The following is a 24,963-nucleotide window of genomic DNA, read 5'->3' as shown; positions in this document are numbered from 1 at the left end:
GGTGTCCATCAGGGGGCATCGCCTACGGTCTGCTTCGCGACGACCTCCTCTCGATGTGTCCGGCTGCGCCGTACGGCGCTGCGCGCCCACCCCCTGATGAACACCTCCACTCGGCCTCCCGAAGGGGCGGGTGGATCAAGATCAACAGCGGCAGGCGAGCTAACGCTCGGCCTGTTGAGTGGTTGGGGCGCGCTACTTCATTTTGGGTGGGTGATATCCGTAGCAGCTGTCGAGCCTGCGAGGCTGCGTTCGAGGACGAAGTCCTCGCAAATCCTGGGAACACGGTTTTCCTGGAAGAACGTGGTGCCTGATTTTACGACCGCTGCGCGGCCGAACGCAGCCTCGCAGGCTCGACAGCTGCTACGGGCGTAGTCCTGCGTGGCATTTCAACGCTGTATAGATTTCTATGCCGCTCAGTCGATGAAGTTTCTGGGCGAACTCGTCGGATATTTCCCGCATGCTGTGGCGGTGTGCATGAACTGGTGCGTGATGGGCATCATCGATAGTCTTGGGCTGTCACTGCAAATTCAGTGACAGGGTGTGGAAGCCCTTCTATCGTTAGGCGCACAAAGCGCCACCAGTTCGGCGTTTTTTATCGTCTGAGTTTTATGGTGGCTGTGCGCGGGGCGCTTTCGAGCGCGCCGGGTGCCTAACGTCCCGGTCTTCCACACCTGCGTACAGCCGCCACCTATTGCGTGGAAGTGATGTCTGGCGGCTTCAACCCATACGTTAGGAATCAGAACAATGAACACCTACACCCCCAATCCACCCTACGTCCCGCCAACCTCCCATCCTTCCAACCGCTACATGGCCCTCACCAGCAACTGCTCCGACATGCCCACCCTGTTCGTCGACACCCACGCACCACTCGATATCCTGCTCGACGCTGCCCGTTATCGCATTCGTGCGGTGACTCAGGTGCTGGAGAACCTGGCGATGCGCGGGGAGATTGCCAGCGATTCGGTGATCCTTAACGACTTCGCCTTGTTGTGCGCCATTCCGTTGCGTGATGGTTGTGATCTGCTGGATGTGCTCGGGCGGCGGTTGCCAGAACCCGTTTCGGCGTCAGTTAAATAGAGTGTTCAGTGGGGTCTGTTTTTTTCTCGATCCTGCGACAAGCTTTTCACGAATTACTTACATCCTGAAGCGCAGATTGAACTGACAAAAGGATTTGACCCCATCAAGCAGAAAGCCCGCCATGTGCGGGTTTTTTGCTATTTGTCTGGCACGTTATGCGGCTACCGCCTGCTGTTGTTGCTTGAGCAACGGCACGGCACGCACGGAGCTGCCAGCTTGCAATTGCAGGCGCTTGGCGGTCAGGCGATCGACCAGCAAGCTGTTGCCGACCAGTCGGGCGCGTGCGGCGGTGATGCGGCAGTTTTCCAGGCGCTGGTTATGGATCAGCCAGAGCGGCGCGTTGTCGTCAGGTGTGCCGACCATCAGGTCCAGCGACTGGCTGTTGCGCACGGCACGGATTTTCGAGACCTGGGCTTCGATGACCGGGCCGCCGTCGAAGATGTCGATGTAACCCTTATGGGCAAAGCCTTCGTTGCAGAGGATTCTGCGCGCCGGTTCGGCGTTTTGATGGGCCTTGCCGATCACTGCCTGAGCTTGCTCGGTGAGCATGCAGGTGTACAGCGGCTGACGTGGCATCAGCTCGGCGATGAACGACTTGTTGCCGAGCCCGGACAGGTGATCGGCGTGGCTGAAATCCATTTTGAAAAAATGTCGACCCAGGCTGTCCCAGAACGGCGAGCACCCGTGCTCGTCGGCGCTGCCGCGCAGTTCGGCGATCAGTTTTTCGCCAAACAGGTGCGGGAACTCGGCGACAAACAGCAATCGCGCAACCGACAGCAGCCGGCCGTTATGGCCCTGACGCTGATCCGGGCGCAGGAACAACGAGCAGATTTCCGATTGGCCGGTCATCTCGTTGTTGAGGAACAAGGTCGGGATTTGTCGACGGATTCCCAGGTCTGCCGAGGTGTTGACCGTCAACCCGACGCGGTAGTTGTACCAGGGCTCGCGCAGCCCGACGGCACCTGCCAGGGCGCTGACGCCGATCACTTGCTGATCGTCGTCTTCGAGCACGAACAGGTAGTCGGCGTCGGCCCGTTCAACCTGACCGGCAAAGGTCCGCTGCGCCCAGCGGACGCGCAGGGTCAGACGTTCTTCGTTGGCCGGCAGCGAAGTGAACCCCGGGCCGGCGCTGCGTGCCAGCGCCAGTAACGCCGGCAGGTCGGTCATTTGAACCGGGCGCACGATCATGATGGAGCTCCTTGAGTGCGGAAGACCTGCTTCATAGCGCAATCAGCCGAACCGGGCCGCCATCGTCCAGTTGCAAGGCGTCGAGCTGAGTGGCGTCGAGCATGACGGGTTCGTCTGCGCTCCAGTCCAGTTCGGCGACAATCGCCCGGTAGTTTTCCAAAGAGTCATTGCTCAGCAGGTACGACGTCTTGCCGCCGCTGTGTGAACTCAAACGGGCAACAGCCGTGCGGGTCTGGGCGATCGAACGAATGCTCGGGGTGCGTGCAAACAGCGTTGGCCCACCGTCGAAGAGGTCGATGTAGCTGTTGGTCTCGAAGCCTTCACGTTCAAGGATATCGAAGGCTTCCTGGCCATCCGGATGAATCCGGCCAATACACGCCTGAGCGCTTTGCGGCAGCATCGGCACGTAGATCGGGTAGTGCGGCATCAACTCGGCGAGAAAGCTTCGGTTCTGCAAGCCACAGAGACGTTCGGCCTCGACGTAGGGCAGGTCGAAAAAGTGCTTGCCCAGTGCATCCCAGAATGGCGATTCACCCGCGTCGCTGCTGTAGCCGACGATTTCGGTAATCACGGCGTCGGAAAAGCGTTGCGGATGGGCGGCGATGAACATCAGTCGGGCCCGTGAAAGCATTTCCGAAGAGGGCGTGCGTTCAAGCTCGGTGTTGATGTGAAAACCGCGAAGCAAGGTATGGGCGCTGAGGTCCTGGCATAACGACAGCGCCGGCACCCCGTGATGAATGTTCAGCTCGCGCGACTCGCTGGTGAACGGGCGGTTGCGCAGGCTGTAGAAGGGCTCGTTGAAACCGGCGGTCGCGAGGACTTCCGAACAGCCCCGCAACTGTTGACTGGCCAGATCTTCCAGCACGAAGAAATAGTTCTCCGGACCATGGCTGTTCACGTCACTGGCAAACGATGCGCAGGACGCGAGAATCTTCTGGCGCAGGCGCTCGGTGTCGTCCGGCAACGAGGTGACACCCACCAGACTGTCGCGCGCAAGTTGTTGCAACTGAGGCAGGTCGGATAACTGAACTGGACGTAAGGCCAGCATGGATGTACTCCTGTATCAAAGGGCCTGATACCGGGCATCAGGCTTGACTATCACTGTCGGTTTCCACGCACTGCAACGGCGGTCGGCTAATCCCTGTCAGCGACCGCTCGACGTTTTAAGTACTGACCTTTTCTAACTGTTGGAAGGGTCCGGCAATACAGCGCTGGCGCCGATTCTGTTGAGGAAAAACAGGTAGACCAGGCCCGCTGCAATCCAGATCCCGCCGAGCTTCTGCGCATCGACACCCATGTTGTACAAGATGGCGCTGACGATGATGAAGCCGATCACCGGGCAGACCAGATGACGGATCAGCTGGCCGGACTTCTGCCGACGCCAGTAGTAATTGATCACTGTCAGGTGCAGCAGCATGAAGCCGCTCAAGGCCCCGAAGTTCACCAGTGAAGTCAGGGTGTCCACCGAGTTGATGAACAGGTAGCAGATCAGCAGCGACAGCACCGCCACCAGGTAAATGCTGATGTACGGGGTGTTGTGTTTGGGGTGGACCTTGGCCAGCACTTTGGGCAGTTTGCCGTCGCGGGCCATGCCGAACAGCAGGCGCGATACCGCGGCTTGCGAGGTGATCGCCACCGCCACGCCCCAGGCCAGTGCCGTGGCTACACCGGTGACGGTCGCCAGCCAGCTGCCGGCGGCGATTTCGGCGATTTCATAGAATGCGGTATCAGCGGACTTGAAGCCCATGCCGGCGGCCAGGTCTGTGGCAATCCAGGTCTGCACGACGAAAATCACCCCCATGACCACCAGCGTGATCAACGCGGCTTTGCCGACGCTGCGGCCCGGATCGCCCTTGATCTCTTCGGCCAGGGTCGAAATTGCATCGAAGCCTAAGAACGACAACACCGCAATCGACACCGCTTGCATCAGCAACGCGAAGTTGAAGTGTTCCGGGTTGTACAACGGCGCCAGGGTCAGCTGGCCGTTACCGGCGCCACCGTGCAAGGCGGTCCAGGCGTAGAACAGGAAGATCCCCAGCACCACCAGTTGCGCCAGCAGAAAGATGATGTTCATCCGTGCGGTAAAGGTGATGCCCCGCAGGTTGACGAAGGTCGCACTGACCAGGAAGGCGAGGATGAAACCGACCTTGGGAATGTCCGGGTACAGGTGATTCAACGCCATCGCCGCATACACGTAGAGCAGCGGCGGAATCAGCAGGTAGTCGAGCAGCATCAGCCAGCCGGCGATAAAGCCGACATGCGGGTGCAGCCCGCGTTGAGCGTAGGAGTAGACCGAGCCGGCAATCGGGAAGGCCCGCGCCATGCTGCCGTAACTCAGGGCGGTGAACAGCATCGCCACCATGCCGATGATGTAGGCCAGCGGCACCATGCCCGGCGCCTCCTGGTTGACGTAGCCGTAAACGCCGAACGGGGCGATGGGGATCATGAAAATCATCCCGTAAACCACCAGATCGGTCAGCGACAGGCTGCGTTTCAACTCTTGCTTGTAGCCGAATTCTTCTATTTCCATGAAGCGCTTCTCCTTGTAGGCCACTACGGCAATGTGTTTGAACCAGGTAGGTAAAAAACACGTTACAGCGTTTGTTATCGTTGTTTTACCGGTACAACCATCCGTGTTTTTTCAGCGTGAAACTGTTCGTTTGAGTCTTCGGTTCTACAGCAACGGCGCCAGGTAATCGCTCCAGGTCTGGACCGCCAACCGATTGCGCAACAGGTCGTTGCGCACCTCGATCAGCACCGAGTCGATGCCACGGACGTCGCCGTGAAACGGCACTGTCATGTCGCTCGCCGGATTGATCTTGTAGGGCTGATTGCCGGCGACCCGCAGTGGATGCCTGGCCAACCCGTCGATCAGCCGGTTCGCATAATCCTCGGCCTGCCCATATAGCACGCCGGCTTCCAGCGCTCGAGGCTGGCCGAAGTAGACCGGCGTGAAGCTGTGAATGCCCACCACCCGCACCGTGCGACCCTCGGCCACGCGGGCATCGATCAGTTCGCCAAGGCGTGTGTGAAACGGCGTGAACAGGCACTCGCGGCGGTAGTCGCGGGTCGCTTCGTCGAGGTTCTGATTCCCCGGCACCTGATAAATTTCGCTCTTGGCCGGGATGCTGTCCGGGGCCTGCAACGGGCGGTTGAGGTCGATCAGCAGGCGCGAGTAGTTGGCCACCAGCAGGGTTGCGCCGAGGGCTTCGGATAGGCTCTCGGCGAGCGCCAGCGCGCCGATGTCCCAGGCGATGTGCTCGTGCGCGGCCTCGCCGCTCAACCCCAGATCGTTCAAGGCCGTCGGGATGTAGCGGCTGGCATGTTCACACACCAGAATCAGCGGGTGCTCGGACGCTTCCCGGCTCAGGCTGTACGCCGGCTCGGTGTAGAGCCCGAACTCGGCGGACTCAGTAGAGGCGCGCATAGTGCTCACAGAGTTGGGCGGGCGACAGGTGTTGGGTCAAGGCAAGTTCCTCGGTTTTGACGGCGAAGTAAGTGTCGAGCAAGGCGCTTGGCAAGGCTTCAAGCAAGGCCTCGCTGCTCCGCAAGTGGCTCAGGGCCTGCGCGAGTGACGCGGGCAGGGCGACGATGCCGCGGCGCTGGCGTTGTTCTTCATTCAGCGAATCCGGGACTTCATCGGTGATCGCGTTTAACGCCAGTCGTTGTTCGATGCCCAGTCGGCCGGCAATCAGTACGGCAGCCATCGCCAGATGCGGGGAGGCCGTGGCGTCCATGGCGCGGAATTCGAGGTTGTATTGCGCGGCCTCGGATTTGCTGCCCAGGCTCACGGTCGGGCAGATGCGCAACGAGGCTTCGCGGTTGCGTTGGCCCAGGCACGCATACGACGCGCTCCAGTGATGCGGTTGCAGGCGCTCATAGGAAATCGGGGTCGGCGCGGTCAACGCGCAGAGGGCCGGCAAGTAGTGCAACACGCCTGCGGACCAGTGCTGGCCGAGGGTCGACAGGCCATTGGCGGTCCCGGCGTCATACAGCACCGGATCGCCGGACAGATCGTGCAGGCTCAAGTGCAGGTGCACGCCATTGCACACCGCGTGCTCGGACGTCTTGGGCGCAAAGCTCAGGTTCAGGCCCATTTGCCGGGCAATCTCACGGGTGATCTCGCGTACGTTGACCGCGCGGTCGGCCGCCGCGACACCCTGGGTCGGCCGGCAGGTGATTTCGTATTGGTGTTTGCCATATTCGGGCAGGAACATTTCCGGCTCGACCCCACCTGCGCGCAAGGCGCTGAGCAGCCAGCCGCCGAACGCTGCGCCTTGACGCTGGGCCTCCAGCGAAAACGCCAGATGTTCGGCCTGGGCGCTGTCGGTGGTGAGGTTGAATTCGTGCTCGAAGGCCGAAGTGATCTGCAACCCCAGTTCATCGTGGTAGCGCTGTACTTCGTTGCGCAGCAGCGTCCGCGGGCAGGCTGCCCATGGACGGCCATCGGTTTCGCAAATGTCGCCATGGATGAAATCCAGGGCCGGAGCACTGGCATCAGGACCGTTGCTGACCGTCACCCGGCTGGCCAGGTCGGGGATCAGCCGCAAGTCGCCGTAAGCACCCCACGGATTGCTGGAGGCGATGATGTCTTGCGGGGTCAACGCGCTGTTGGCCGGGACCCAACCGCAACCGGCGGTTTTGTAGTGTTCGAGTTCATCGCTGGGAAACGACCGGCCGCGGGTCACGCCGATCAGGTCCGTGGTGACGATGGTGGTCATGGCCACGGGCGTCAGGGGCTCACTGCTGTTGGCGCGGCTCATGCGTGCAACGCCTGCAAACGGTCGAGCACGGTCTGCGTGTCGGTAATCCAGCAATAGCCCTTGATCGCGTTCAGGCACGCCAGATGGCGTTGCTCGGTGTAGGTCGCGCAGGCGTCTTCGACCAACGTCACCAGATAACCACGGTCAGCCGCATCGCGCACGGCCATGTCGACACACTGGTCGGTGACGATGCCGGCGATGATCAGATGGCGGGTTTGCAGGTTGCGCAGCACATAGTCGATGTTGGTCGAGTTGAAGACCCCGGAGGAGGTCTTGGGCAAGACGATTTCGTTTTCGGCCGGTGTCAGTTCTTCAATGATCGCGGCGTGCGGGCTGCCTTTTGGCAGGTGCATGTCCGACAGCTTGTGGTCCAGCGAGCGGTCGCGACCGTCGGCGGTGAGGCTTTCGATGAGCGTGTGCAGAACGTTTTGCCGAGCCGTGCGCACGGCGGCCAATAGCCTGAGCTGGTTGGGAATCACCTGCTGGCGGGTGCGCTCGAGGAAATACCTGGCGTCAGGCCCTTGCAGATGCGGGTCGAACTGCGGCTCAAGCCAGGCGCGTTGCATGTCCACCAACAGCAGCGCGGTGTGGTCGGTAGCAAACGGCAGGTCGCGGGGTGAGTGATGGGGGAGCATAAACATCCTTATTTTTCCTCCAGCAGGTGAGTGGTGAAATCGCTTCGTAGCGCGTCGATGCCTTCCAGTCGCTCTGCAAGATCGGGACAACGCAGCGTCAGGCAGGCAATCAACGCTTCGACCTGGGCCAGTGCTGGCACCAGGGTGTCGAAGGCCGACGCCGAGTCCACGGGCGCGGTAATCACCAGATCCGCCATCTCGCGCAGCGGCGAGGCGTAGATGTCGGTGAACAGCACAACGCGCGCATGCCGGTTCTTGGCCGCGCTGGCGACACGCAGTGCCTGGGATTGATAGCGTCGATAGTCGAACAGCAGCACCACGTCCTGGCGTTGCACATCGAACAGCCGATCGGGCAGTTGCGCGTTGTCTTCCAGGGCAAAGCAACCTGCACGCAACAGGCGTAAATGATTGAGCAGGTAGTGGGCGAGGAAGCTGCTGAAGCGTCCGCCGAAGCAATGCACCTGATGCCGTGTATCCAGCAGCCACTCCACCAGAATGCGCACATCTTCGGGCTGGGTCAGGGCCTGGGTTTCGAGCAGGGCGCGGTGACTGTCCGCCAGATAATGGGTCCAGGCGTCGTCTTGCTTGAGGTGCGAACGCGGTTGCAACAGCGCACTGGGCGAGCGCAGCCGGTGATCCATGTCGCTGAGGAGCGCGTCCTGAAAATCGGCATAACCACCGAAGCCGAGCTTTTTCACCAGGCGCACGATGGTCGGATCACTGACGCCGGCATGCTCGGCCAGGCGCGACATCGGCCCCAGCCCGTTACGCGGGTACTGGTCCAGCAATGCGCGTATGACTTTGCGTTCTGACGGCGTGAGGTCCAGGCCGGGATCGGTGATCCGGTCTCTGAGTGAGGGCATCCGAGCTCCTGCTAGAGGGGTGTGTTGCTTTTATTTCATAATCCGTTAAATCAGTATTTATGTAATTTATGCTACATGTCTAGTGAATTTTTTCATGTACTTGAAAAGCACTAAAGTGGGGCGAAAGTCTTGTCCGACAAGGCCTGCGTGGGTTTCGCTCGATGTTGTACGCTAGTGCTTTAGTTCGTGTAGGAAATTGGCGCGTTTTTCTACGGATAAGCCGTTGGGCACAATGACGCACAGCGAGGTGAAGCATTCATGAAGCAGCTACTGGTCATTGGTATCGGTGCCGGCAATCCCGAATACATCACGATGCAGGCGGTCAATGCGTTGAACCGGGTCGATGTGTTCTTTCTGATGGACAAGGGGCAGAGCAAGGACAAGCTGATCGACCTGCGGCGGGAAATCTGCGAGCGCTATATCACCGATCCGGCTTATCGCTTCGTCGAGGCCCACAGCCCCGAGCGGGTGCGTGGCGATGTGGATTACAACGCCAGCGTTGTCGATCTGAACCGCGACAAGCAACAGATCTTCGAGCGCTTGATCAACGAAGAGATGACGGACGACGAGTGTGCGGCGTTTCTGGTATGGGGCGATCCGGCGTTGTACGACAGCACCCTGCGGATCTTGCAGGCGATCCTCGAATCAGGTCGTTGTACCTTCAATTTCGAGGTGATTCCCGGCATCAGCAGCGTCCAGGCCTTGGCAGCGCGGCATAAGGTGCCGTTGAACCGCATTGGGCGCTCGGTTGAAATCACCACCGGCCGCCGACTGGCTGCGGGTCAGGTCAGCGAGGCTGACAGCCTGGTGGTGATGCTCGACGCCGAAGATTCCTACCAGCAGGTGGCCGATCAGGAACAGCAGATTTACTGGGGTGCCTACCTCGGCACGCCGGATGAAATTCTCATTTCCGGCAAGCTAAAAGACGTTGCGCAAGAGATTGAGCGGGTGAGGAAAGCTGCACGGTTGGCCAACGGCTGGATTATGGACACCTATTTATTGCGCAAGCCTGAATCACCGGAGTGAGCGCGGATTTCAGTAAACCCAGACTTCCACCCGGCGATTCTTGATCCGTCCTTCATCGGCACTGTTGGCCGCCACCGGCATTTCGGCTCCGAAGCCACGAATCTCGCGAAACACCACACCACTTTTCACCAGCTCGCGACGCACCGCCATGGCGCGCAGTTTCGAGAGCAGGGCGGCCCGCTGCGAATCGCTCTTGGCATCGCCGAAGCCGACCAGTGTCACCTGTTTGTTCAGCTTGTCGTGCTGCTTTAAATAGTCGAGCACCCGCGACAGGTCCTGCCGGGCCTTGTTGTCCAGGCTGGCGCTGCCTTCTTCGAAGCGAAAATTCACCGTGAGTCGTTGTGCATGATCGATGATTGCCCGGTAGCCGTCAGGCATCTGCGGGCTCGGCGCAACGTTCATGGCTTGCACGGTCTGCGCGATAAAACCACTGGCGGCGACAGTTGCCTGGCCCTTGCTGCTCTGGGCGAATGTCACCAACGCGTCGGCCCAGGGATTCTGGCCATTGGGCGGTAAATAGAAATACAACCGACGCGACAGCGGATAGTCCTCGGTGGCGATCAGGCTGTTGAGCGGCAACATGGGTTGCGAGTCGCCATCGACAATCGCCACGGCCTTGGCCTGACGCACGTAAGGCAAACCGATGAAGCCGATGCCTTGCGGGTCCTGGCTGACCGCATCGGACAGCTGTTCGCTGGATTCGAAGCGTTTTGCCGAACTGGCCAGCGTTTTCCCGCGATGGCTCAGCACCAGTTCCTTGAAGGTGTCATAGGTGCCCGAATGGTCATCCCGAGCGTAAAGGTTCACCGGGCCACCGGTACCGCCGAGTTCTTCCCAGGTTTTCACTTCGCCGCTGAAAATTCGCGCCAGTTGTTCGGTGTTCAGCTGCGTTAGCGGGTTTTGCGGATGCAGGATGATTGCCAGGCCGTCGATGGCGATGACTTGCTCGGCGTTCGGGCTTTTCAGGTCGCCGAGGGTTTCGAGGTCGACCAGTTCGCTGTCCTTGATCGGACGCGAAGACGCCGCCAGGTCGGCGCTGGCGTTTTTCAGTGCGGCGAATCCGGTGCTGGAGCCGTGGGCGGCGATGTCCACGACCACCCGCCGACCTTGGGCCGTCTGGCCGACAATCTGCTGTTCGTTGTCTCTGTCCGAGACTTCGCTATGAACCTTCAGCAACCCTTGATCCAGCAACAACCCTTTGACCAGCGCCGGACCCAGGGCCGCACCGATGGTGTTGGAGCCTTGAATGCGCAGGGCAGGGCCGCGCTCGGGTATCGGCAGCTCAGCGGCGGTGGCAGAGAGCGGAAGCAAACCGCAGAGCAGCAGCGGTAACAGAGCGCGCAGCATCAGGCCGACACCTTTCAAGGTCACAGGAAGTGTCGGGAGAATAAGACAGGGAGGTTGCCGAAATATGACGATGTTCAGTGTGGGAGCGAGCTTGCTCGCGATAGCAATATGTCTGTCACCTTTAATGTGACAGACATAGCCTCATCGCGAGCAAGCTCGCTCCCACATTTGTTTGTGTTGACCTCTGGAAATCAGCTCAGCTCAAGCCAGATCGGCGCATGGTCCGAGGGTTTTTCCATGCCGCGCAGTTCGTAGTCGACACCGGCGGCCTTGACCCGTGGCAACAGCCCTTGGGAGGCGAGGATCAAGTCGATGCGCAGGCCGCGCTTGGGCTCGTCTTCAAAGCCACGGCTGCGGTAGTCGAACCAGCTGAAGCGGTCTGTCACGTCCGGGTTCAGGTGCCGGAAGCTGTCCACCAGGCCCCAGTTCTTCAAACGGGCCATCCACTCGCGCTCTTCCGGCAAGAAGCTGCATTTACCGGTTTTCAGCCAGCGCTTCATGTTGTCCGGGCCGATGCCGATGTCGCAGTCTTCCGGGGAAATGTTCACATCGCCCATCACCACCAACGGCTGGTCATTGCTGAACTGGGTTTCGAGCAGCGTCTGCAAGTCGTTGTAGAAGCGCTCCTTGGCCGGGAACTTGGTCGGGTGGTCGCGGTTTTCACCTTGTGGGAAATAGCCGTTCATGATCGTCACCGGCACACCGTTGGCATCGGCGAACGTGCCCCAGATGAAGCGGCGCTGGGCGTCTTCTTCATCGCTGGCAAAGCCCTTGTGCAACGCGAGCGGCGCTTGGCGCGACAGCAGGGCGACGCCGTAATGACCTTTTTGGCCGTGGTAATACACGTGATAGCCCAGCGCCTGAACCTCGGCGAGCGGGAACTGGTCGTCGTGCACCTTGGTTTCCTGCAAACCGATGACGTCCGGCTGGTGCTTCTCGATCAGTGCCGCCAGTTGATGGGGGCGGGCGCGCAGGCCATTGATGTTGAACGAGACGATCTTCATGGTCGGCAGTCCTGGCAAAAGTGCGATGCTAGCTGACATGTACGAAGTCAGCCAGCATGGCAGTAGGGCAGATGCACTGCTAATGTCCTTTAACGAGGGAACGATAACCGCTGCGCCGGGTTCGTATTAACACGTGTAGCAGCTGCCGAGCCTGCGAGGCTGCGTTCGAGGACGAAGTCCTCGCAAACCCGGCGTACACGGTTTGCCTGAAGGAACGCATTGCCTGATTCAACGACTGCTTTGCAGCCGAACGCAGCCTCGCAGGCTCGGCAGCCGAACGCAGCCTCGCAGGCTCGGCAGCTGCTACGGGAGCAATCCTGAAGTGCATTTCAACGGGGGAGATAAGCCGTCATGCCTGAAACCTCAACTGCCATCGCTGACGTTCATCCGCTCGACAGTGGCTATTCGCACGAAGCGCGCTCCTTGCTGTACCACGCCTATCGGCATGAGCCGGTCTTCAAGTACTTGTTCGAGTCTGAGCGTCCCGGCTATGAACATCGGGTGCGGGCCACGGTACGCGAACTGGTTGAACAGCATTTTGTGCAGGATTTGCCGGCGATCGGTTTGCTGGTCAATGACCGGCTGATCGGCATTGCGCTGATCGCGCCGCCGCAACGTCGCCTGGGCATCACCGAAAGCTGGGCCTGGCGCCTGCGGATGGTGCTGAGCACCGGGCTGCGTTGCACCCGGCGTTATCTGGAGTATCACGCGGCGGTGGCGGCCTGCCTGCCATCGGACTCGGTGCATGTCTTGCCGTTGCTGGGGGTTCATCCGGAGTTTCAAGGCCGGCACTTCGGCGAACAGTTGCTCGAAGCCGTACATAACTGGTGCGCCGTCGATGAACATTCCCAAGGTGTAGTACTCGACACGGGAAATCCGCGTTATCTGGAGTTCTATAAGCGTCAGGGTTATGAAGAAATTGGCGAAGTTGCTGTAGGGCCTGTTCTCGAGCACGTGTTTTTCCACGCCAATCCGCAGGTGTTACATAGCGCAACAGGTTGAGGTCGAACTTTTGTTCAGATTGTTCGCTCTATCACGCCCCTACGCTCGTGATAGCATCCGCGCCTATGAAGTTTCCAGGAAGATTTACCAGCGGTTTGCTCGTGCTGTTCAGCAGCGTAGCGGCCCTGGCACAAAGTGAATTGGACGTCAGGATCAAACCGTCCAACGATGAACTGAAGGCCAATATAGAGGGCTATATCGGTGGTCTGGGCGATCGCGACGAGGAAGCCTTGTTGCGCTTTCGTCGTGGCGCCGAAGAGCAAGCCCGCAAGGCCGCCCAGGCCTTGGGTTATTACCAGCCCCATATAGAAAGCGAAGTCAAAAACGGCAAGTCGCCAACGTTGGTGTTGAACATCGACCCCGGCGAACCGGTGCATTTACGCAACGTGACCATTCGTGTCGACGGCCCGGCCGCCAGCCTCAAATCCTTTCGTGTACCCAAGAGCGACCTGCTCAAATCCGGTGCCGTGCTCAATCACGGCCATTACGAAGACGCCAAGCGGCTGATCCAGAATCAGGCTTCGCGCTTCGGCTTTTTCAGTGGGCGCTTTACCAGTCAGAAACTGTTGGTCGACCCTCGGGCCGGTGTCGCCGACATCGAGCTGATTTACGACAGTGGCCCGCGTTATGCCCTGGGCAAGGTCAATTTCACCGGCGATACACCGTTCGACGAAGACCTGCTGCAACGCATGGTGCCGTTCAAGAACGGGGCACCGTATGACTCCGAACTGATCGCCGAACTCAATCAGGCGTTGCAATCGAGCGGCTACTTCGACGCAGTGCGGGTTGATGCGGCGCCGACTGCTGCGGCCAATGACGTGATACCGGTGGAGGTCAAACTCGACACACGCAAACCGCGCACCATGGGCCTGGGTCTTGGCTTTTCGACTGACGTCGGGCCACGGGCCAAGGCCAACTGGACCCGGCATTGGGTCAACGCCGAAGGTCACAGTTATGGCTGGGAAGCGGAAGTCTCGGCGCCGCGGCAGAACGTCGGCCTCTGGTACGACGTGCCGCTGGATCCGCCACTCACCGACAAACTGCGCTTTGCCGGCGGTTATCAAAATGAAGAACTGGCCAACACTGACAGCCTGAGCAAATTGCTCACCGTAGGCCCTGAATGGCACAGCAAATTGCCCAGCGGCTGGCAGCGGGTGATTTCGTTGAAATGGCAGCGTGAGGAATATCGCCTGGGCGACGATTCGGGCCTGAGTACTTTGCTGATGCCCGGCATCAGCTATTCCTATCTGCGCAGTGACAACCGCATCGACCCGCACAACGGTTACCGCTTGCAGTTCGAGAGCAAGGTGGCCAAGGAAGGGGTGGGTTCGGACAACAACGTGGTGTATGGCACCGCCTTGATCAAAGGCATCACCACGGTGTGGGACAACCATCGGTTCCTCGCTCGCGCACAGCTCGGTGGCAGTGCCACCAATGGCTATCGAACCATTCCGCCGTCATTGCGCTTCTTCGCCGGTGGCGATCAGAGCGTGCGCGGTTACGACTACCAGAGCCTGTCCCCGGTAAACTCCAACGGCGACCGCGTGGGCGGGCGTTACATGGTGGCCGGCAGCGTCGAGTATCAATATTCCATCGCCGAAAAATGGCGGATCGCAACCTTTGTCGATCAGGGCAACTCGTTTAACACGCTGGACCTGCCGAGCCTCAAGACCGGGGTCGGTGTTGGCGTGCGCTGGGTTTCGCCGGTCGGGCCGATCCGCCTCGACCTGGCCCATGCGCTGGATGACCCCGGTGGTATTCGTTTGCACTTTTCCATGGGGCCTGAGCTGTGAAGCGTGGTTTGAAAATAGCGCTGCTGGCGATGCTCACGCTGGTGGCGTTGCTGTTGCTGAGCATCGGCGCCTTGCTCGGTACACAAGCGGGCAGCCGTTGGACGCTGGGCCAGGTGCCGGGTTTGAGCGTGGAGAATTTCCAGGGCCGCCTGGGTGGCCAATGGAGTGCCGATCATCTGCTCTGGCAGCAAACGGGCAGTCGGGTCGAGCTGAACAAACCGGTGTTTGCCTGGTCGCCACTGTGTCTGCTGCGCATGACCCTGTGCATCGAGCAATTGAAGGCTGAGCAAGTCATTCTGCAGTTTGCCCCGAGCAGCGAAGCCAGCAGCGGGCCGATCAGCCTGCCCGAGTTGAAATTGCCGATGGCGATCCAGTTGGGCGAGGTGCAGATCGGCAGTCTGTTGCTCAACGGCAGCGAGCAGCTCAAAGACCTGCAACTGGCCGCGCACTGGACGGCCAAGGGCTTGCAGATCGACTCCGTACATCTGCAGCGCGACGACCTCAGTCTGGATTTGTCCGGGCTGCTGCAACCGACCGGCAACTGGCCGCTCAGCGTCGAAGGCAAGCTGACCTTGCCGGCACCGGGTAAAGCACCCTGGGCGTTGGCGCTGAAGATCGACGGCGACTTGCTGAAAACCCTGAACCTGCGCGCCGACAGCAGCGGTTACCTGCAAGGCCAACTGACGGGTGAGCTGCAACCGCTGGTGGAAAACCTGCCGGCCAAGGTGCGGATTACCGCCGATGGCTTCAAGGCCAGTGCGGATTTGCCGGACACCTTGCAGCTCAACCAGTTGGAACTGACTGGCAACGGCGATCTGAAAAACGGTTACCAGTTGCTCGGCAAAGCGACATTGCCGGCCGAGCAGGGCCCGGTCGCGTTGCTGTTGCAAGGCAAGGTTGACGCCAAAGGGGCGCAGATCGCCGGGCTCGATCTGAGCGCCAGCGATACGCAAAACCTCAAGCTGAGCGGGCAACTCGATTGGTCCGAGGGACTCAGTGCCGAGGCGAAAATCGATTGGCTGGACTTCCCGTGGCATCGGTTGTATCCGCTGATCGACGAGCCTCAAGTGGCGCTGCGCAGCTTCAATGGTGAAGTGTCCTACCGCGACGGCAACTATCTGGGCAACTTCAAGGCAGCGCTGGATGGTCCGGCCGGGGCGTTCAGCCTGAGCAGCCCGTTCAGCGGCGACCTGACGAAAATTTTCCTGCCGGAATTCAAACTGGCGGCCGGGCAGGGCAAGGCCGAAGGGCATTTGAATCTGCAATTCACCGATGGCATCGCCTGGGACACCGCGCTGGATTTGTCGGCGATCAACCCGGCGTACTGGCTGGCGGAGCTGCCGGGAACCCTGGCCGGTCCGTTGCGCAGCAAGGGTGAAATGAAAGATCAACACCTGAGCCTCAACGCTGACCTCGACCTCAAGGGCAAGCTGCGCGGTCAGCCGGCCGTCTTGCAAGCCAAGGCCGATGGCGCGGGCGAGCGCTGGAACCTCAGCGCGCTGCATATCCGTCTGGGCGACAACCACATCGATGGCAGCGGCAGCCTGCAACAGAAACTCGCCGGCCAGATCGACATCAAGGCGCCGCGTCTTGGTCAGCTCTGGCCGCAGTTGCGCGGTCAGCTCAACGGTCGGGTCGACGTCGCCGGCAACCTCCAGGCACCGCAAGGCAAACTCAGCCTGCAAGGCGTGCAGTTGGCGTTCGACGACAATCGCCTGCAAAGCCTGAATCTCGATGCCAGTCTCGACAGCGCGCAACGGGCGAAGATCGACCTCAAGGGCAGCGGCATTCAGGCCGGCGACACTCAACTGGGCACGCTGACCGCCAGCGGCCAGGGCGATATCAAAAGCCAGAAGCTGCAACTGGACCTGCTGGGTCCGCAACTGAAACTGGCGCTGGGCCTCGACGGCAATCTGGATAAAGGCAATTGGCGCGGCCGTTTGGCCAGTGGTGACATACAGGCTGGCGGCCAGGACTGGAAGCTGCAAAATCCGGCAAAAATCGAACGCCTGGCCGACGGCAAGCTGACCTTTGGCGCCCATTGCTGGATGTCCGGGCAGGCCAGCCTGTGTGGCGAAGACCAGCGCCTGATGCCCGAGCCGAAGCTGCGTTACCACCTCAAGCAGTTCCCGATCGACAGCCTCGCGCAATGGCTGCCGAAAGACTTCGCCTGGCACGGCAAGCTCAATGCCGACGTGCAACTCGACCTGCCGGCCAGCGGCCCGAAAGGCCAGATCATGGTCGATGCCAGCGGCGGTACGCTGCGGATGAAGGAAAAGGATCAGTGGCTGGATTTCCCTTACCAGACGCTGAAGCTGACCAGTACCTTGAGCCCGAAACGCATCGACACGCAGCTCGACTTTGTCGGGGGCAAGTTGGGCGAGCTGATGGTGCAGGCGCAGATCAATCCGCTGCCCAAGAACAAGCCTTTGAGCGGCTCGTTCCGTCTGAGCGGTCTGGACCTGTCGGTGGCGCGACCGTTTGTGCCGATGGTCGAGAAACTCACCGGGCGCTTGAATGGCAGCGGCAGTTTGTCGGGCGGGCTGCTGGCGCCGCAGGTCAACGGCAACCTGACCCTCAGTGACGGTGAAATCTCCGGGCCGCAACTGCCGACGCGTTTCGAGGCGTTGCAGCTTCAGGCGCAGATTGCCGGCGAGAGCGTGCAGCTCAACGGCGGCTGGAAAAGCGGCAAGGCCGGGCAGGGCAGCTTGAGCGGGCATGTCGCCTGGGGCCAGGCGTTGGTTGTGGATCTGAGCCTCAAAGGCACACAACTGCCGGTCACGGTCGAGCCGTACGCCGCGCTGGAAGTGGCGCCGGACCTGAAAATCTCGATCAACAACGACAAACTGGCGATTGTCGGCAAGGTGCAGGTGCCCAAGGGCGAAATCACCGTGCGTGAGTTGCCGCCGTCAACGGTCAAGGTCTCCGATGACACGGTAATCGTCGGCCACCAGACTGAAGCGGGCAAACCGCCGATGGCCATGGCAATGGACATCGATGTGGTGGTGGGCGAGGACAAGCTCAGCTTTGCCGGTTTCGGCCTGACGGCGAACCTGCAAGGTCATGTGCACATCGGTGACAACATGGACACCCGTGGCGAGCTCTGGCTCAACGATGGCCGTTATCGTGCGTACGGCCAGCGCCTGACGGTACGGCGTGCGCGGCTGCTGTTCGCCGGGCCCATCGATCAGCCGTATCTGGACATCGAAGCGGTGCGCCAGACCGACGACGTGATCGCCGGTATTCGCCTGAGCGGCAGCGCCGAGCAGCCGACCACGCAGATCTTCTCGGAACCGGCGATGAGCCAGGAACAGGCGTTGTCCTACCTGGTGCTCGGGCGTCCGCTGACCAGCAACGGCGAAGACAACAACATGCTGGCTCAAGCTGCGCTGGGACTGGGCTTGATGGGCAGTTCCGATCTGACCGGCAGTCTGGCCAAGGATCTGGGCATTCAGGACTTCCAGCTCGACACCCAGGGCAGCGGCACCACCACCAGCGTGGTGGCCAGCGGAAACCTCTCCGAAAAACTCAGTTTGCGTTATGGCGTCGGCGTCTTCGAACCGGCCAACACCATCGCACTGCGTTACAAGCTGAGCAAAATGGTCTACCTGGAAGCCGCCAGCGGCATCGCCAGTTCGCTGGATATCTTCTACAAGCGGGATTTCTAAGCCCCCCGCTCCTCCACAAAAACCGAGTCGCTCCAATCGCGAGCAAGCTCGCTCCCACAGGTTCAGCGTGATCCCTGTGGGAGCGAGCTTGCTCGCGATGGCCGCGCCGCGGTCGTCGATCCGAAGCAACTTCCCCTCGCCATTTATCACCTAATTACAAAGCTTCCTAACTATTGCGTTGACATTCGCTGCCTAAGCAGTAATATCTCGACATACTTTCCCTGCCTAGGCAGCTAATGGGTGGTCAGATGAAACATTTCAAACCAGACGATTTTCACAATTGCCACCTCGGTCTCTTGCTCGGGCGCGCTGCGCTGCTCAAGGACCGGATCATCGATACGCACATGGAACCCCATGGCATCACCGCCGCACAGTTCAAGGTGCTGATCATCATGGCCCAGTTCGGCGTCGATACCCCGGCCGAGCTGTGTCGGCACCTGTCGCTGGACAGCGGGTCGATGACCCGCATGCTCGATCGTCTGGAACAGAAGGGTTTTCTCTCCCGCCAACGCTGCGAAGGCGACCGTCGCCAGGTGCGACTAGTGCTGACGGAAGAAGGCCAGAAGCTGGCCGACCGCCTGCCGCATATCGGTGCCGAGGCGATGAACGAACTGGCAGGCGCCATCACGCCAGAAGAGTTGAAAACCCTGGAGCAGATCCTGAAGAAAATTTTGCTGGCGGCCGGTGACTCGATCACCTTGCTGCGGGTAGGTGACAAATGAGCAGTAAAACCTTGCGTACTCGCGTCAGCCTGGTGCTGTTGGCCATGAGCCTGGCCGGGTGTGCCAGCTACAGTGGCCTGAACACCCAAGGCGTGAGCCTCGATGCGAAAAACCTCAAGGCCGGGCAGTCCCTCAACGGTGTCACCCTGTCGCCGGCGGCCTGGCCAAAAAGCGACTGGTGGAAAAGCCTTGGTGACCCGCAGCTCGACGGCCTGATCCGCGAAGCCCTGCACGACAGCCCGGACATGCAGATCGCCGACGCCCGTGCCCACCAGGCCAGCGCCGCCGCTTACGCCGCCGATGCCGCGCGGATGCCGACCCTCGACGCCAGCGCCAGTGTCAGCCGCTCGCGCCTGGCGCGTGACAAGGACCCGACCGGAGCGGGCGGCAACTACGCCACGGTGCGCAGCATCGGTGCCAGCTTCAATTACACCTTCGACCTCTGGGGCGGTCAGCGTGCCAACTGGGAAGCGGCGCTGGGCCAGGCCCGCGCGGCTGAAGTCGATCAGCAAGCCGCGCAACTGACCTTGTCGGCCGACGTCGCCCGCGCCTACAGCAACCTCGGGCAGGCCCATATCGTTTATGACCTGGCTAACGACGACCTCAAGCGCACCCGGCAAATGCTCGATCTGAGCAAGCGCCGGCTGAGCTCCGGTATCGATAGCCAATACCAGTATCAGCAAACCGAAAGCCTGGAAGCCAGCTCCGAAGCGACGTTGATCGACGCTGAAAAGACCCTGCAGAGCGCGAAAATCGCCCTGGCCGTGCTGCTCGGCAAAGGCCCGGATCGTGGTAATGAGATTGCCCGACCGAAAGTCCTTCAGGCCAGCGCCGTGGCGTTGCCGTCGACACTGCCGGCCGAGTTGCTCGGTCGTCGCCCAGACCTGATCGCCGCGCGCTGGCGGGTCGAGGCAGCGAGCAAAAGCATCGACGCCGGCAAGACAAAGTTCTACCCGAACCTCAACCTGAGCGCCGCCGCCGGTACCGAATCGTTGTTGGGGGACGCCCTGTTCGGCTCGGCGAGTCGCTTCTTCAACATCATGCCAACCGTGTCGTTGCCGATCTTCGATGGCGGCCGCTTGCGCGCCAACCTCGATGCACGCGACGCCGACTACGACCTCGCCGTTGCGCAGTACAACAAAACACTGGTGAAGGCCTTGGGGGATGTCAGCGACACGATTTCCCAATTGCGTGACATCGGTCGGCAGATCGGTGCGCAGCAACATTCCACCGACATCGCCCAGGACTCTTACAACACGGTGGTCCAGCGTTACGGATCCGGGATCGGTAACTACCTGGACGTGCTCAGCATCGAGCAGCAATTGCTCCAGGCCCAGCGTCAGCTGGCGAACCTGAATGCCGAGCAGATCGATCTGTCGATTCAACTGATGCAGGCACTGGGCGGCGGGTTTCAAGCCGACACCCTGGCCGCGGCCACCCCATCCCCAGCGCCTGCCACGCTGAATCAATAATTCAAGGTACTTGTCATGGCCACTATCGAAAACAACCCAACGCCTGAAAGCGCCGAAGACACGGGCAACCCAGGCAAACGTAAATTCATGCTGCTGGTGCTGACGGTCCTGGTGATTGTTGGCTGCCTGGGTGTCTGGGGCTGGCACGAACTCTACGGACGCTGGAGCGAAAGCACCGACGATGCCTACGTCAACGGCAACGTGGTGGAAATCACGCCGCTGGTCACCGGCACGGTTGTCAGCATCGGCGCAGACGATGGCGATCTGGTCCACGAAGGCCAGGTGCTGGTCAACTTCGACCCGAACGACGCGCAAGTCGGCCTGCAAAGTGCACAAGCCAATCTGGCCCGCACCGTGCGCCAGGTGCGCGGCCTGTACAGCAACGTTGACGGCATGAAAGCCCAGGTCAACGCCCAGAAAGCCGAAGTGCAGAAGGCTCAGGACAACTTCAATCGCCGGAAGAATCTGGCGGCGGGCGGGGCGATCTCCCAGGAAGAACTGTCCCACGCTCGGGATGACCTGGCCTCGGCGCAAAACGCCCTGGCCAATGCTCAGCAGCAACTCGCCACCACCAGCGCGCTGGTCGACGATACGGTGGTTTCGTCTCACCCGGACGTCCAGGCCGCTGCTGCGCAAGTGCGTCAGGCTTACCTGGCCAACGCCCGCAGCACACTGATCGCGCCGGTTACCGGTTATGTGGCCAAACGCACCGTGCAACTGGGCCAACGGGTTCAGCCGGGAACTGCGCTGATGGCGGTGATCCCGCTGGATCAACTGTGGATCGACGCCAACTTCAAGGAAACTCAGCTGCATGACATGCGCATCGGTCAGCCGGTGGACATCGAGGCCGACCTCTATGGCAGCGAAGTGAAATACAACGGCACCATCGACAGTCTCGGCGCCGGGACCGGCAGTGCATTTGCCTTGCTGCCGGCGCAAAACGCGACCGGCAACTGGATCAAGATCGTTCAGCGGGTGCCAGTGCGCATTCACATCAACGCCGAGCAACTGGCCGCACATCCGTTGCGGGTAGGCTTGTCGACGATGGTCAACGTCAACCTGCATGACCAGAGCGGTCCGGTACTGGCGCAACAGCCGCCGCAAAAGGCCTCGTTCAGCACCAACGTCTACGACCGTCAGTTGGCTGAGGCCGACGCGATGATTACCCGCCTGATCCACGACAATAGTTCAGTGGCGAGCAAAACCGCTCAACGCTGATTCGCCAATCCGTCAGCTGCGGCCGTAACGGTCGCAGCGACTGCCTCGTTCCAAAGGATTCGCGATGAGTACTAACGCGTCTTTCAAGCCGCCCAGCCTGGTGCTCAGCACCATTGGTCTGTCGCTGGCGACCTTCATGCAGGTGCTCGACACCACCATCGCCAACGTGGCCTTGCCGACTATTTCCGGCAACCTGGGCGTGAGTTCGGAGCAGGGCACCTGGGTCATCACCTCGTTCGCCGTAAGCAACGCCATCGCGCTGCCGTTGACCGGTTGGTTGAGCCGGCGCTTTGGTGAAGTGAAGCTGTTTCTGTGGGCGACGATCCTGTTCGTGCTGGCGTCGTTCCTCTGCGGTATCTCGACCTCGATGCCCGAGCTGGTCGGCTTCCGGGTGGTGCAAGGGTTGGTCGCAGGGCCGTTGTACCCGATGACCCAGACGCTGCTGATCGCGGTCTATCCGCCGGCGAGACGGGGGATGGCCTTGGCATTGCTGGCGATGGTCACGGTGGTTGCGCCGATTGCCGGCCCCATACTCGGTGGCTGGATTACCGACAGTTATAGCTGGCCGTGGATTTTCTTCATCAACGTGCCGATTGGCGTGTTCGCGGTGATGGTGGTCAAGCAGCAGCTCAAGGAACGTCCGGTGGTGATCAGTCGCCAGCCGATGGATTACATCGGCCTGCTGACCTTGATCATTGGTGTCGGCGCGCTGCAGATCATCCTCGATAAAGGTAATGACCTGGACTGGTTCGAGTCGAACTTCATCATTATTGGTGCGGCTATTTCGGCGATTGCGCTGGCCGTGTTCGTGATCTGGGAGATGACTGACAAGCACCCGGTGGTGAATCTGCGGCTGTTCGCCTATCGCAACTTCCGCATCGGCACCATCGTGTTGGTCTTGGGTTACGCCGGGTTCTTTGGCATCAACCTGATTCTGCCGCAGTGGCTGCAAACCCAGATGGGCTACACCGCAACCTGGGCCGGTTTGGCGGTGGCGCCGATCGGGATTCTGCCGGTGTTGATGTCGCCCTTTGTCGGCAAGTACGCGCACCGGTTCGACCTGCGGCTGCTGGCCGGGCTGGCGTTCCTGGCGATTGGCCTGAGCTGCTTCATGCGTGCCGGCTTCAATAATGAAGTGGACGTCCAGCACGTGGCGCTGGTGCAACTGTTCATGGGGATTGGCGTGGCGCTGTTCTTCATGCCGACCCTGAGCATTCTGATGTCGGATCTTCCACCGCATCAGATCGCCGATGGCGCGGGGCTGGCGACATTCCTGCGGACCCTGGGCGGTAGTTTTGCGGCATCGCTGACCACCTGGATCTGGATCCGTCGCGCCGATCAGCATCACGCGTACCTGAGCGAAAGCCTCAGCACCTTCGATTCGGCGACCCGCGATACGTTGAATACCTTGGGTGGGGCGGGCAATCCGGCGTATGCGCAGCTCGATCACCTGCTGACCAGCCAGGCGTACATGCTCTCCACCGTGGATTACTTCACGCTGTTGGGCTGGGGCTTTATGGGCTTGATTCTGCTGGTGTGGCTGGCCAAGCCGCCGTTTGCGGCGAAGGCGGGGCCGGAGGCGAGTGGACACTAAGCAACACGCGGTCAATGTGGGAGCGAGCTTGCTCGCGAAGGCGGACTCAAATTCAATATCTTTATTGACTGTTTTACCGCCATCGCGAGCAAGCTCGCTCCCACAGGGGTCAGCTACCTGGCAACGTCAGCTGCGGGTTCACAAAATCAAACGCCGCCAACTGAAACCCCTGCTCATCCACCTGCAACGCCCAGCCCTGGCGATCCCAATCCCCCAGCACAATGCGCTTGGCCGCTTGCTCGCCAATCTGCAATTTATGGATGGCGGGGCGGTGGGTGTGGCCGTGGATCAGGGTTTTCACCCCGTACTGCTGCATGATCCGCGGGATTTCCTCGGGGGTCACATCGACGATGTCGTTGGCTTTCATCCGGGTTTGCGCGCGGCTTTCGCTGCGCAGCTTGCGCGCCAGTTTGCGGCGGGTGCGCAGCGGCAGATGGCGCAGGATGAACAAGCTGATGGGGTTGCGTAGGTAGCGGCGCAGTTTCATGTAGCTTTCGTCGCGGGTACACAGGCTGTCGCCGTGCATCAACAGCACCGGCTCACCCGCAAATTGCACGACACTCGGATCCTTGAGCAAGGTGCAGCCGGCTGCTTTGCAGAAGGCCTTGCCGAGCAGGAAGTCGCGATTGCCGTGCATCAGGAATATGGCCGTGCCGCTCTCGCTAAGTTCGCGCAGGGCCTGGCAGATGGAGCGTTGGAAGGGGCTCATGGCGTCGTCGCCAATCCACACCTCGAAAAAGTCGCCGAGAATGTACAACGCCTGCGCCGAACGGGCGCGGGTGGCGAGCAAATCCAGAAACGCCCGGGTAATTTCCGGGCGCTCCTCTTCCAGATGTAAATCTGAAATCAGCAATATCACTCAATGATCTCGGCTTTCTCGATGATCACGTCGTCTGCTGGTACGTCCTGGTGGCCGGACTTCATGGTGGTCGAAACACCTTTGATCTTGTCGACGACGTCGGTACCGGCGGTCACTTTACCGAACACGGCATAACCCCAACCCTGAACGTTCTTGCCGCTGTGGTTGAGGAAGCTGTTGTCGGCGACGTTGATGAAGAACTGCGCGGAAGCCGAATGCGGCTCCATGGTGCGAGCCATGGCGACGGTGTACTTGTCGTTGGAAAGACCGTTGTCAGCTTCGTTCTGGATGCTTGGGCGCTTGTCTTTCTTTTCCTTCATGCCTGGCTCGAAACCGCCGCCCTGGATCATGAAGTTGCCGATAACACGGTGGAAAATGGTGTTTTCGTAGTGGCCGGCCTTAACATACTCGATGAAGTTGGCCACGGTGATCGGGGCTTTCTCGGCGTTCAGTTCCAGGACGATGTCGCCATGGTTGGTGGTCAGTTTGACTTGAGTCATGATTACTACTCTATTCAAGGAATTCGTGGCTTTCGGGGCGCTGCGTGACGCGTGCGAGCCCGTACCTGTTTGGCGAAAAGTCACCAAGGTGCGCAGTTTAGCGCGATGGCCGCGAATTTCGAGGCAGTTTTTTCAAATCAGGTGCATTAAACGCACCTGTTTTAGGGCCTGCTCTGTCAGGCGCTTGACCGCATCGGCTATGATAGCGGCTTTGTTTTGTCAGGCCTCCATG

The 24,963-nt window shown here is 60.5% G+C and carries 20 protein-coding genes; 9 read left to right on the top strand and 11 right to left on the bottom strand.

All coding sequences use genetic code 11. The features are described 5' to 3' along the window. The first annotated feature begins 744 nt into the window (after positions 1 to 744). Positions 745 to 1,077: a hypothetical protein gene (locus tag AC1DIG_RS02985; protein ID WP_054597882.1), complete on the top strand. Its 333-nt coding sequence runs from the start codon at positions 745 to 747 to the stop codon at positions 1,075 to 1,077. Between the two features lie 153 nt (positions 1,078 to 1,230). Here the strand turns inward: AC1DIG_RS02985 and astA are convergent, their stop codons facing one another. The 7 genes from astA to AC1DIG_RS02950 form a co-directional block, all read right to left on the bottom strand. After that, entirely contained in the window at positions 1,231 to 2,265 is a 1,035-nt protein-coding gene (gene astA / locus AC1DIG_RS02980) for an arginine N-succinyltransferase (protein ID WP_103317241.1), read from the bottom strand. Between the two features lie 31 nt (positions 2,266 to 2,296). Then, positions 2,297 to 3,313 (bottom strand): arginine N-succinyltransferase, encoded by a 1,017-nt coding sequence (locus AC1DIG_RS02975; RefSeq protein WP_477766054.1) that lies wholly within the window; start codon positions 3,311 to 3,313, stop codon positions 2,297 to 2,299. 132 nt (positions 3,314 to 3,445) lie between these two features. Further along, positions 3,446 to 4,795, bottom strand: coding sequence for an APC family permease (locus AC1DIG_RS02970; RefSeq protein WP_427527380.1), 1,350 nt, complete (start codon positions 4,793 to 4,795; stop codon positions 3,446 to 3,448). A gap of 144 nt (positions 4,796 to 4,939) precedes the next feature. After that, positions 4,940 to 5,692 (bottom strand): N-formylglutamate amidohydrolase, encoded by a 753-nt coding sequence (locus AC1DIG_RS02965; protein ID WP_477766053.1) that lies wholly within the window; start codon positions 5,690 to 5,692, stop codon positions 4,940 to 4,942. Beyond that, positions 5,676 to 7,028, bottom strand: coding sequence for a type I glutamate--ammonia ligase (locus tag AC1DIG_RS02960; protein ID WP_477766052.1), 1,353 nt, complete (start codon positions 7,026 to 7,028; stop codon positions 5,676 to 5,678). The genes AC1DIG_RS02965 and AC1DIG_RS02960 overlap by 17 nt, the downstream gene beginning before the upstream one ends. Next, the gene (locus AC1DIG_RS02955; RefSeq protein WP_477766051.1) at positions 7,025 to 7,669 is read right to left on the bottom strand and encodes a cysteine hydrolase family protein; all 645 of its coding nucleotides are present in this window, start codon (positions 7,667 to 7,669) and stop codon (positions 7,025 to 7,027) included. Before AC1DIG_RS02955 ends, AC1DIG_RS02960 begins: the two co-directional genes overlap by 4 nt. 2 nt (positions 7,670 to 7,671) lie before the next feature. Then, on the bottom strand, positions 7,672 to 8,526 hold the full coding sequence (locus tag AC1DIG_RS02950; RefSeq protein WP_477766050.1) for a MurR/RpiR family transcriptional regulator: 855 nt from the start codon (positions 8,524 to 8,526) through the stop codon (positions 7,672 to 7,674). Between the two features lie 258 nt (positions 8,527 to 8,784). Between AC1DIG_RS02950 and cobF the strand changes: the two genes are divergently transcribed. Next, positions 8,785 to 9,552: a precorrin-6A synthase (deacetylating) gene (cobF, locus tag AC1DIG_RS02945; protein ID WP_477766049.1), complete on the top strand. Its 768-nt coding sequence runs from the start codon at positions 8,785 to 8,787 to the stop codon at positions 9,550 to 9,552. Positions 9,553 to 9,561: 9 nt separating this feature from the next. Here the strand turns inward: cobF and AC1DIG_RS02940 are convergent, their stop codons facing one another. Both AC1DIG_RS02940 and xthA read right to left on the bottom strand, forming a co-directional pair. Beyond that, the gene (locus AC1DIG_RS02940) at positions 9,562 to 10,902 is read right to left on the bottom strand and encodes a substrate-binding domain-containing protein (RefSeq protein WP_477766079.1); all 1,341 of its coding nucleotides are present in this window, start codon (positions 10,900 to 10,902) and stop codon (positions 9,562 to 9,564) included. Positions 10,903 to 11,090: 188 nt separating this feature from the next. Beyond that, the gene (xthA, locus tag AC1DIG_RS02935) at positions 11,091 to 11,903 is read right to left on the bottom strand and encodes an exodeoxyribonuclease III (protein WP_477766048.1); all 813 of its coding nucleotides are present in this window, start codon (positions 11,901 to 11,903) and stop codon (positions 11,091 to 11,093) included. Positions 11,904 to 12,254: 351 nt separating this feature from the next. Here xthA and AC1DIG_RS02930 point away from each other — a divergent pair, with 351 nt between their 5' ends. The 7 genes from AC1DIG_RS02930 (at position 12,255) to AC1DIG_RS02900 (ending at position 23,372) form a co-directional block, all read left to right on the top strand. Further along, positions 12,255 to 12,905 (top strand): GNAT family N-acetyltransferase, encoded by a 651-nt coding sequence (locus tag AC1DIG_RS02930; protein ID WP_477766047.1) that lies wholly within the window; start codon positions 12,255 to 12,257, stop codon positions 12,903 to 12,905. Between the two features lie 65 nt (positions 12,906 to 12,970). Further along, positions 12,971 to 14,698, top strand: a complete 1,728-nt coding sequence (locus AC1DIG_RS02925; RefSeq protein ID WP_477766046.1) for an autotransporter assembly complex protein TamA — start codon at positions 12,971 to 12,973, stop codon at positions 14,696 to 14,698. Further along, the gene (locus tag AC1DIG_RS02920; RefSeq protein ID WP_477766045.1) at positions 14,695 to 18,366 is read left to right on the top strand and encodes a translocation/assembly module TamB domain-containing protein; all 3,672 of its coding nucleotides are present in this window, start codon (positions 14,695 to 14,697) and stop codon (positions 18,364 to 18,366) included. Before AC1DIG_RS02925 ends, AC1DIG_RS02920 begins: the two co-directional genes overlap by 4 nt. 248 nt (positions 18,367 to 18,614) lie before the next feature. Continuing rightward, the gene (locus AC1DIG_RS02915; protein WP_477766044.1) at positions 18,615 to 19,088 is read left to right on the top strand and encodes a MarR family winged helix-turn-helix transcriptional regulator; all 474 of its coding nucleotides are present in this window, start codon (positions 18,615 to 18,617) and stop codon (positions 19,086 to 19,088) included. Then, positions 19,085 to 20,560 (top strand): efflux transporter outer membrane subunit, encoded by a 1,476-nt coding sequence (locus AC1DIG_RS02910; RefSeq protein ID WP_477766043.1) that lies wholly within the window; start codon positions 19,085 to 19,087, stop codon positions 20,558 to 20,560. The genes AC1DIG_RS02915 and AC1DIG_RS02910 overlap by 4 nt, the downstream gene beginning before the upstream one ends. A 15-nt stretch (positions 20,561 to 20,575) precedes the next feature. Beyond that, positions 20,576 to 21,778, top strand: coding sequence for an EmrA/EmrK family multidrug efflux transporter periplasmic adaptor subunit (locus AC1DIG_RS02905; RefSeq protein WP_477766042.1), 1,203 nt, complete (start codon positions 20,576 to 20,578; stop codon positions 21,776 to 21,778). 64 nt (positions 21,779 to 21,842) lie between these two features. Continuing rightward, the gene (locus AC1DIG_RS02900) at positions 21,843 to 23,372 is read left to right on the top strand and encodes a DHA2 family efflux MFS transporter permease subunit (RefSeq protein WP_477766041.1); all 1,530 of its coding nucleotides are present in this window, start codon (positions 21,843 to 21,845) and stop codon (positions 23,370 to 23,372) included. Between the two features lie 109 nt (positions 23,373 to 23,481). Here the strand turns inward: AC1DIG_RS02900 and AC1DIG_RS02895 are convergent, their stop codons facing one another. Further along, the gene (locus AC1DIG_RS02895) at positions 23,482 to 24,231 is read right to left on the bottom strand and encodes a UDP-2,3-diacylglucosamine diphosphatase (RefSeq protein ID WP_477766040.1); all 750 of its coding nucleotides are present in this window, start codon (positions 24,229 to 24,231) and stop codon (positions 23,482 to 23,484) included. Further along, on the bottom strand, positions 24,228 to 24,731 hold the full coding sequence (locus tag AC1DIG_RS02890) for a peptidylprolyl isomerase (protein WP_019689807.1): 504 nt from the start codon (positions 24,729 to 24,731) through the stop codon (positions 24,228 to 24,230). Before AC1DIG_RS02890 ends, AC1DIG_RS02895 begins: the two co-directional genes overlap by 4 nt. Between the last annotated feature and the right edge of the window lie 232 nt (positions 24,732 to 24,963).

This window comes from Pseudomonas sp. 05N431 (genome assembly GCF_056397005.1).
Note: the sequence above shows the minus strand (reverse complement) of the source record. Positions and strands in the feature narration are given on the sequence as shown.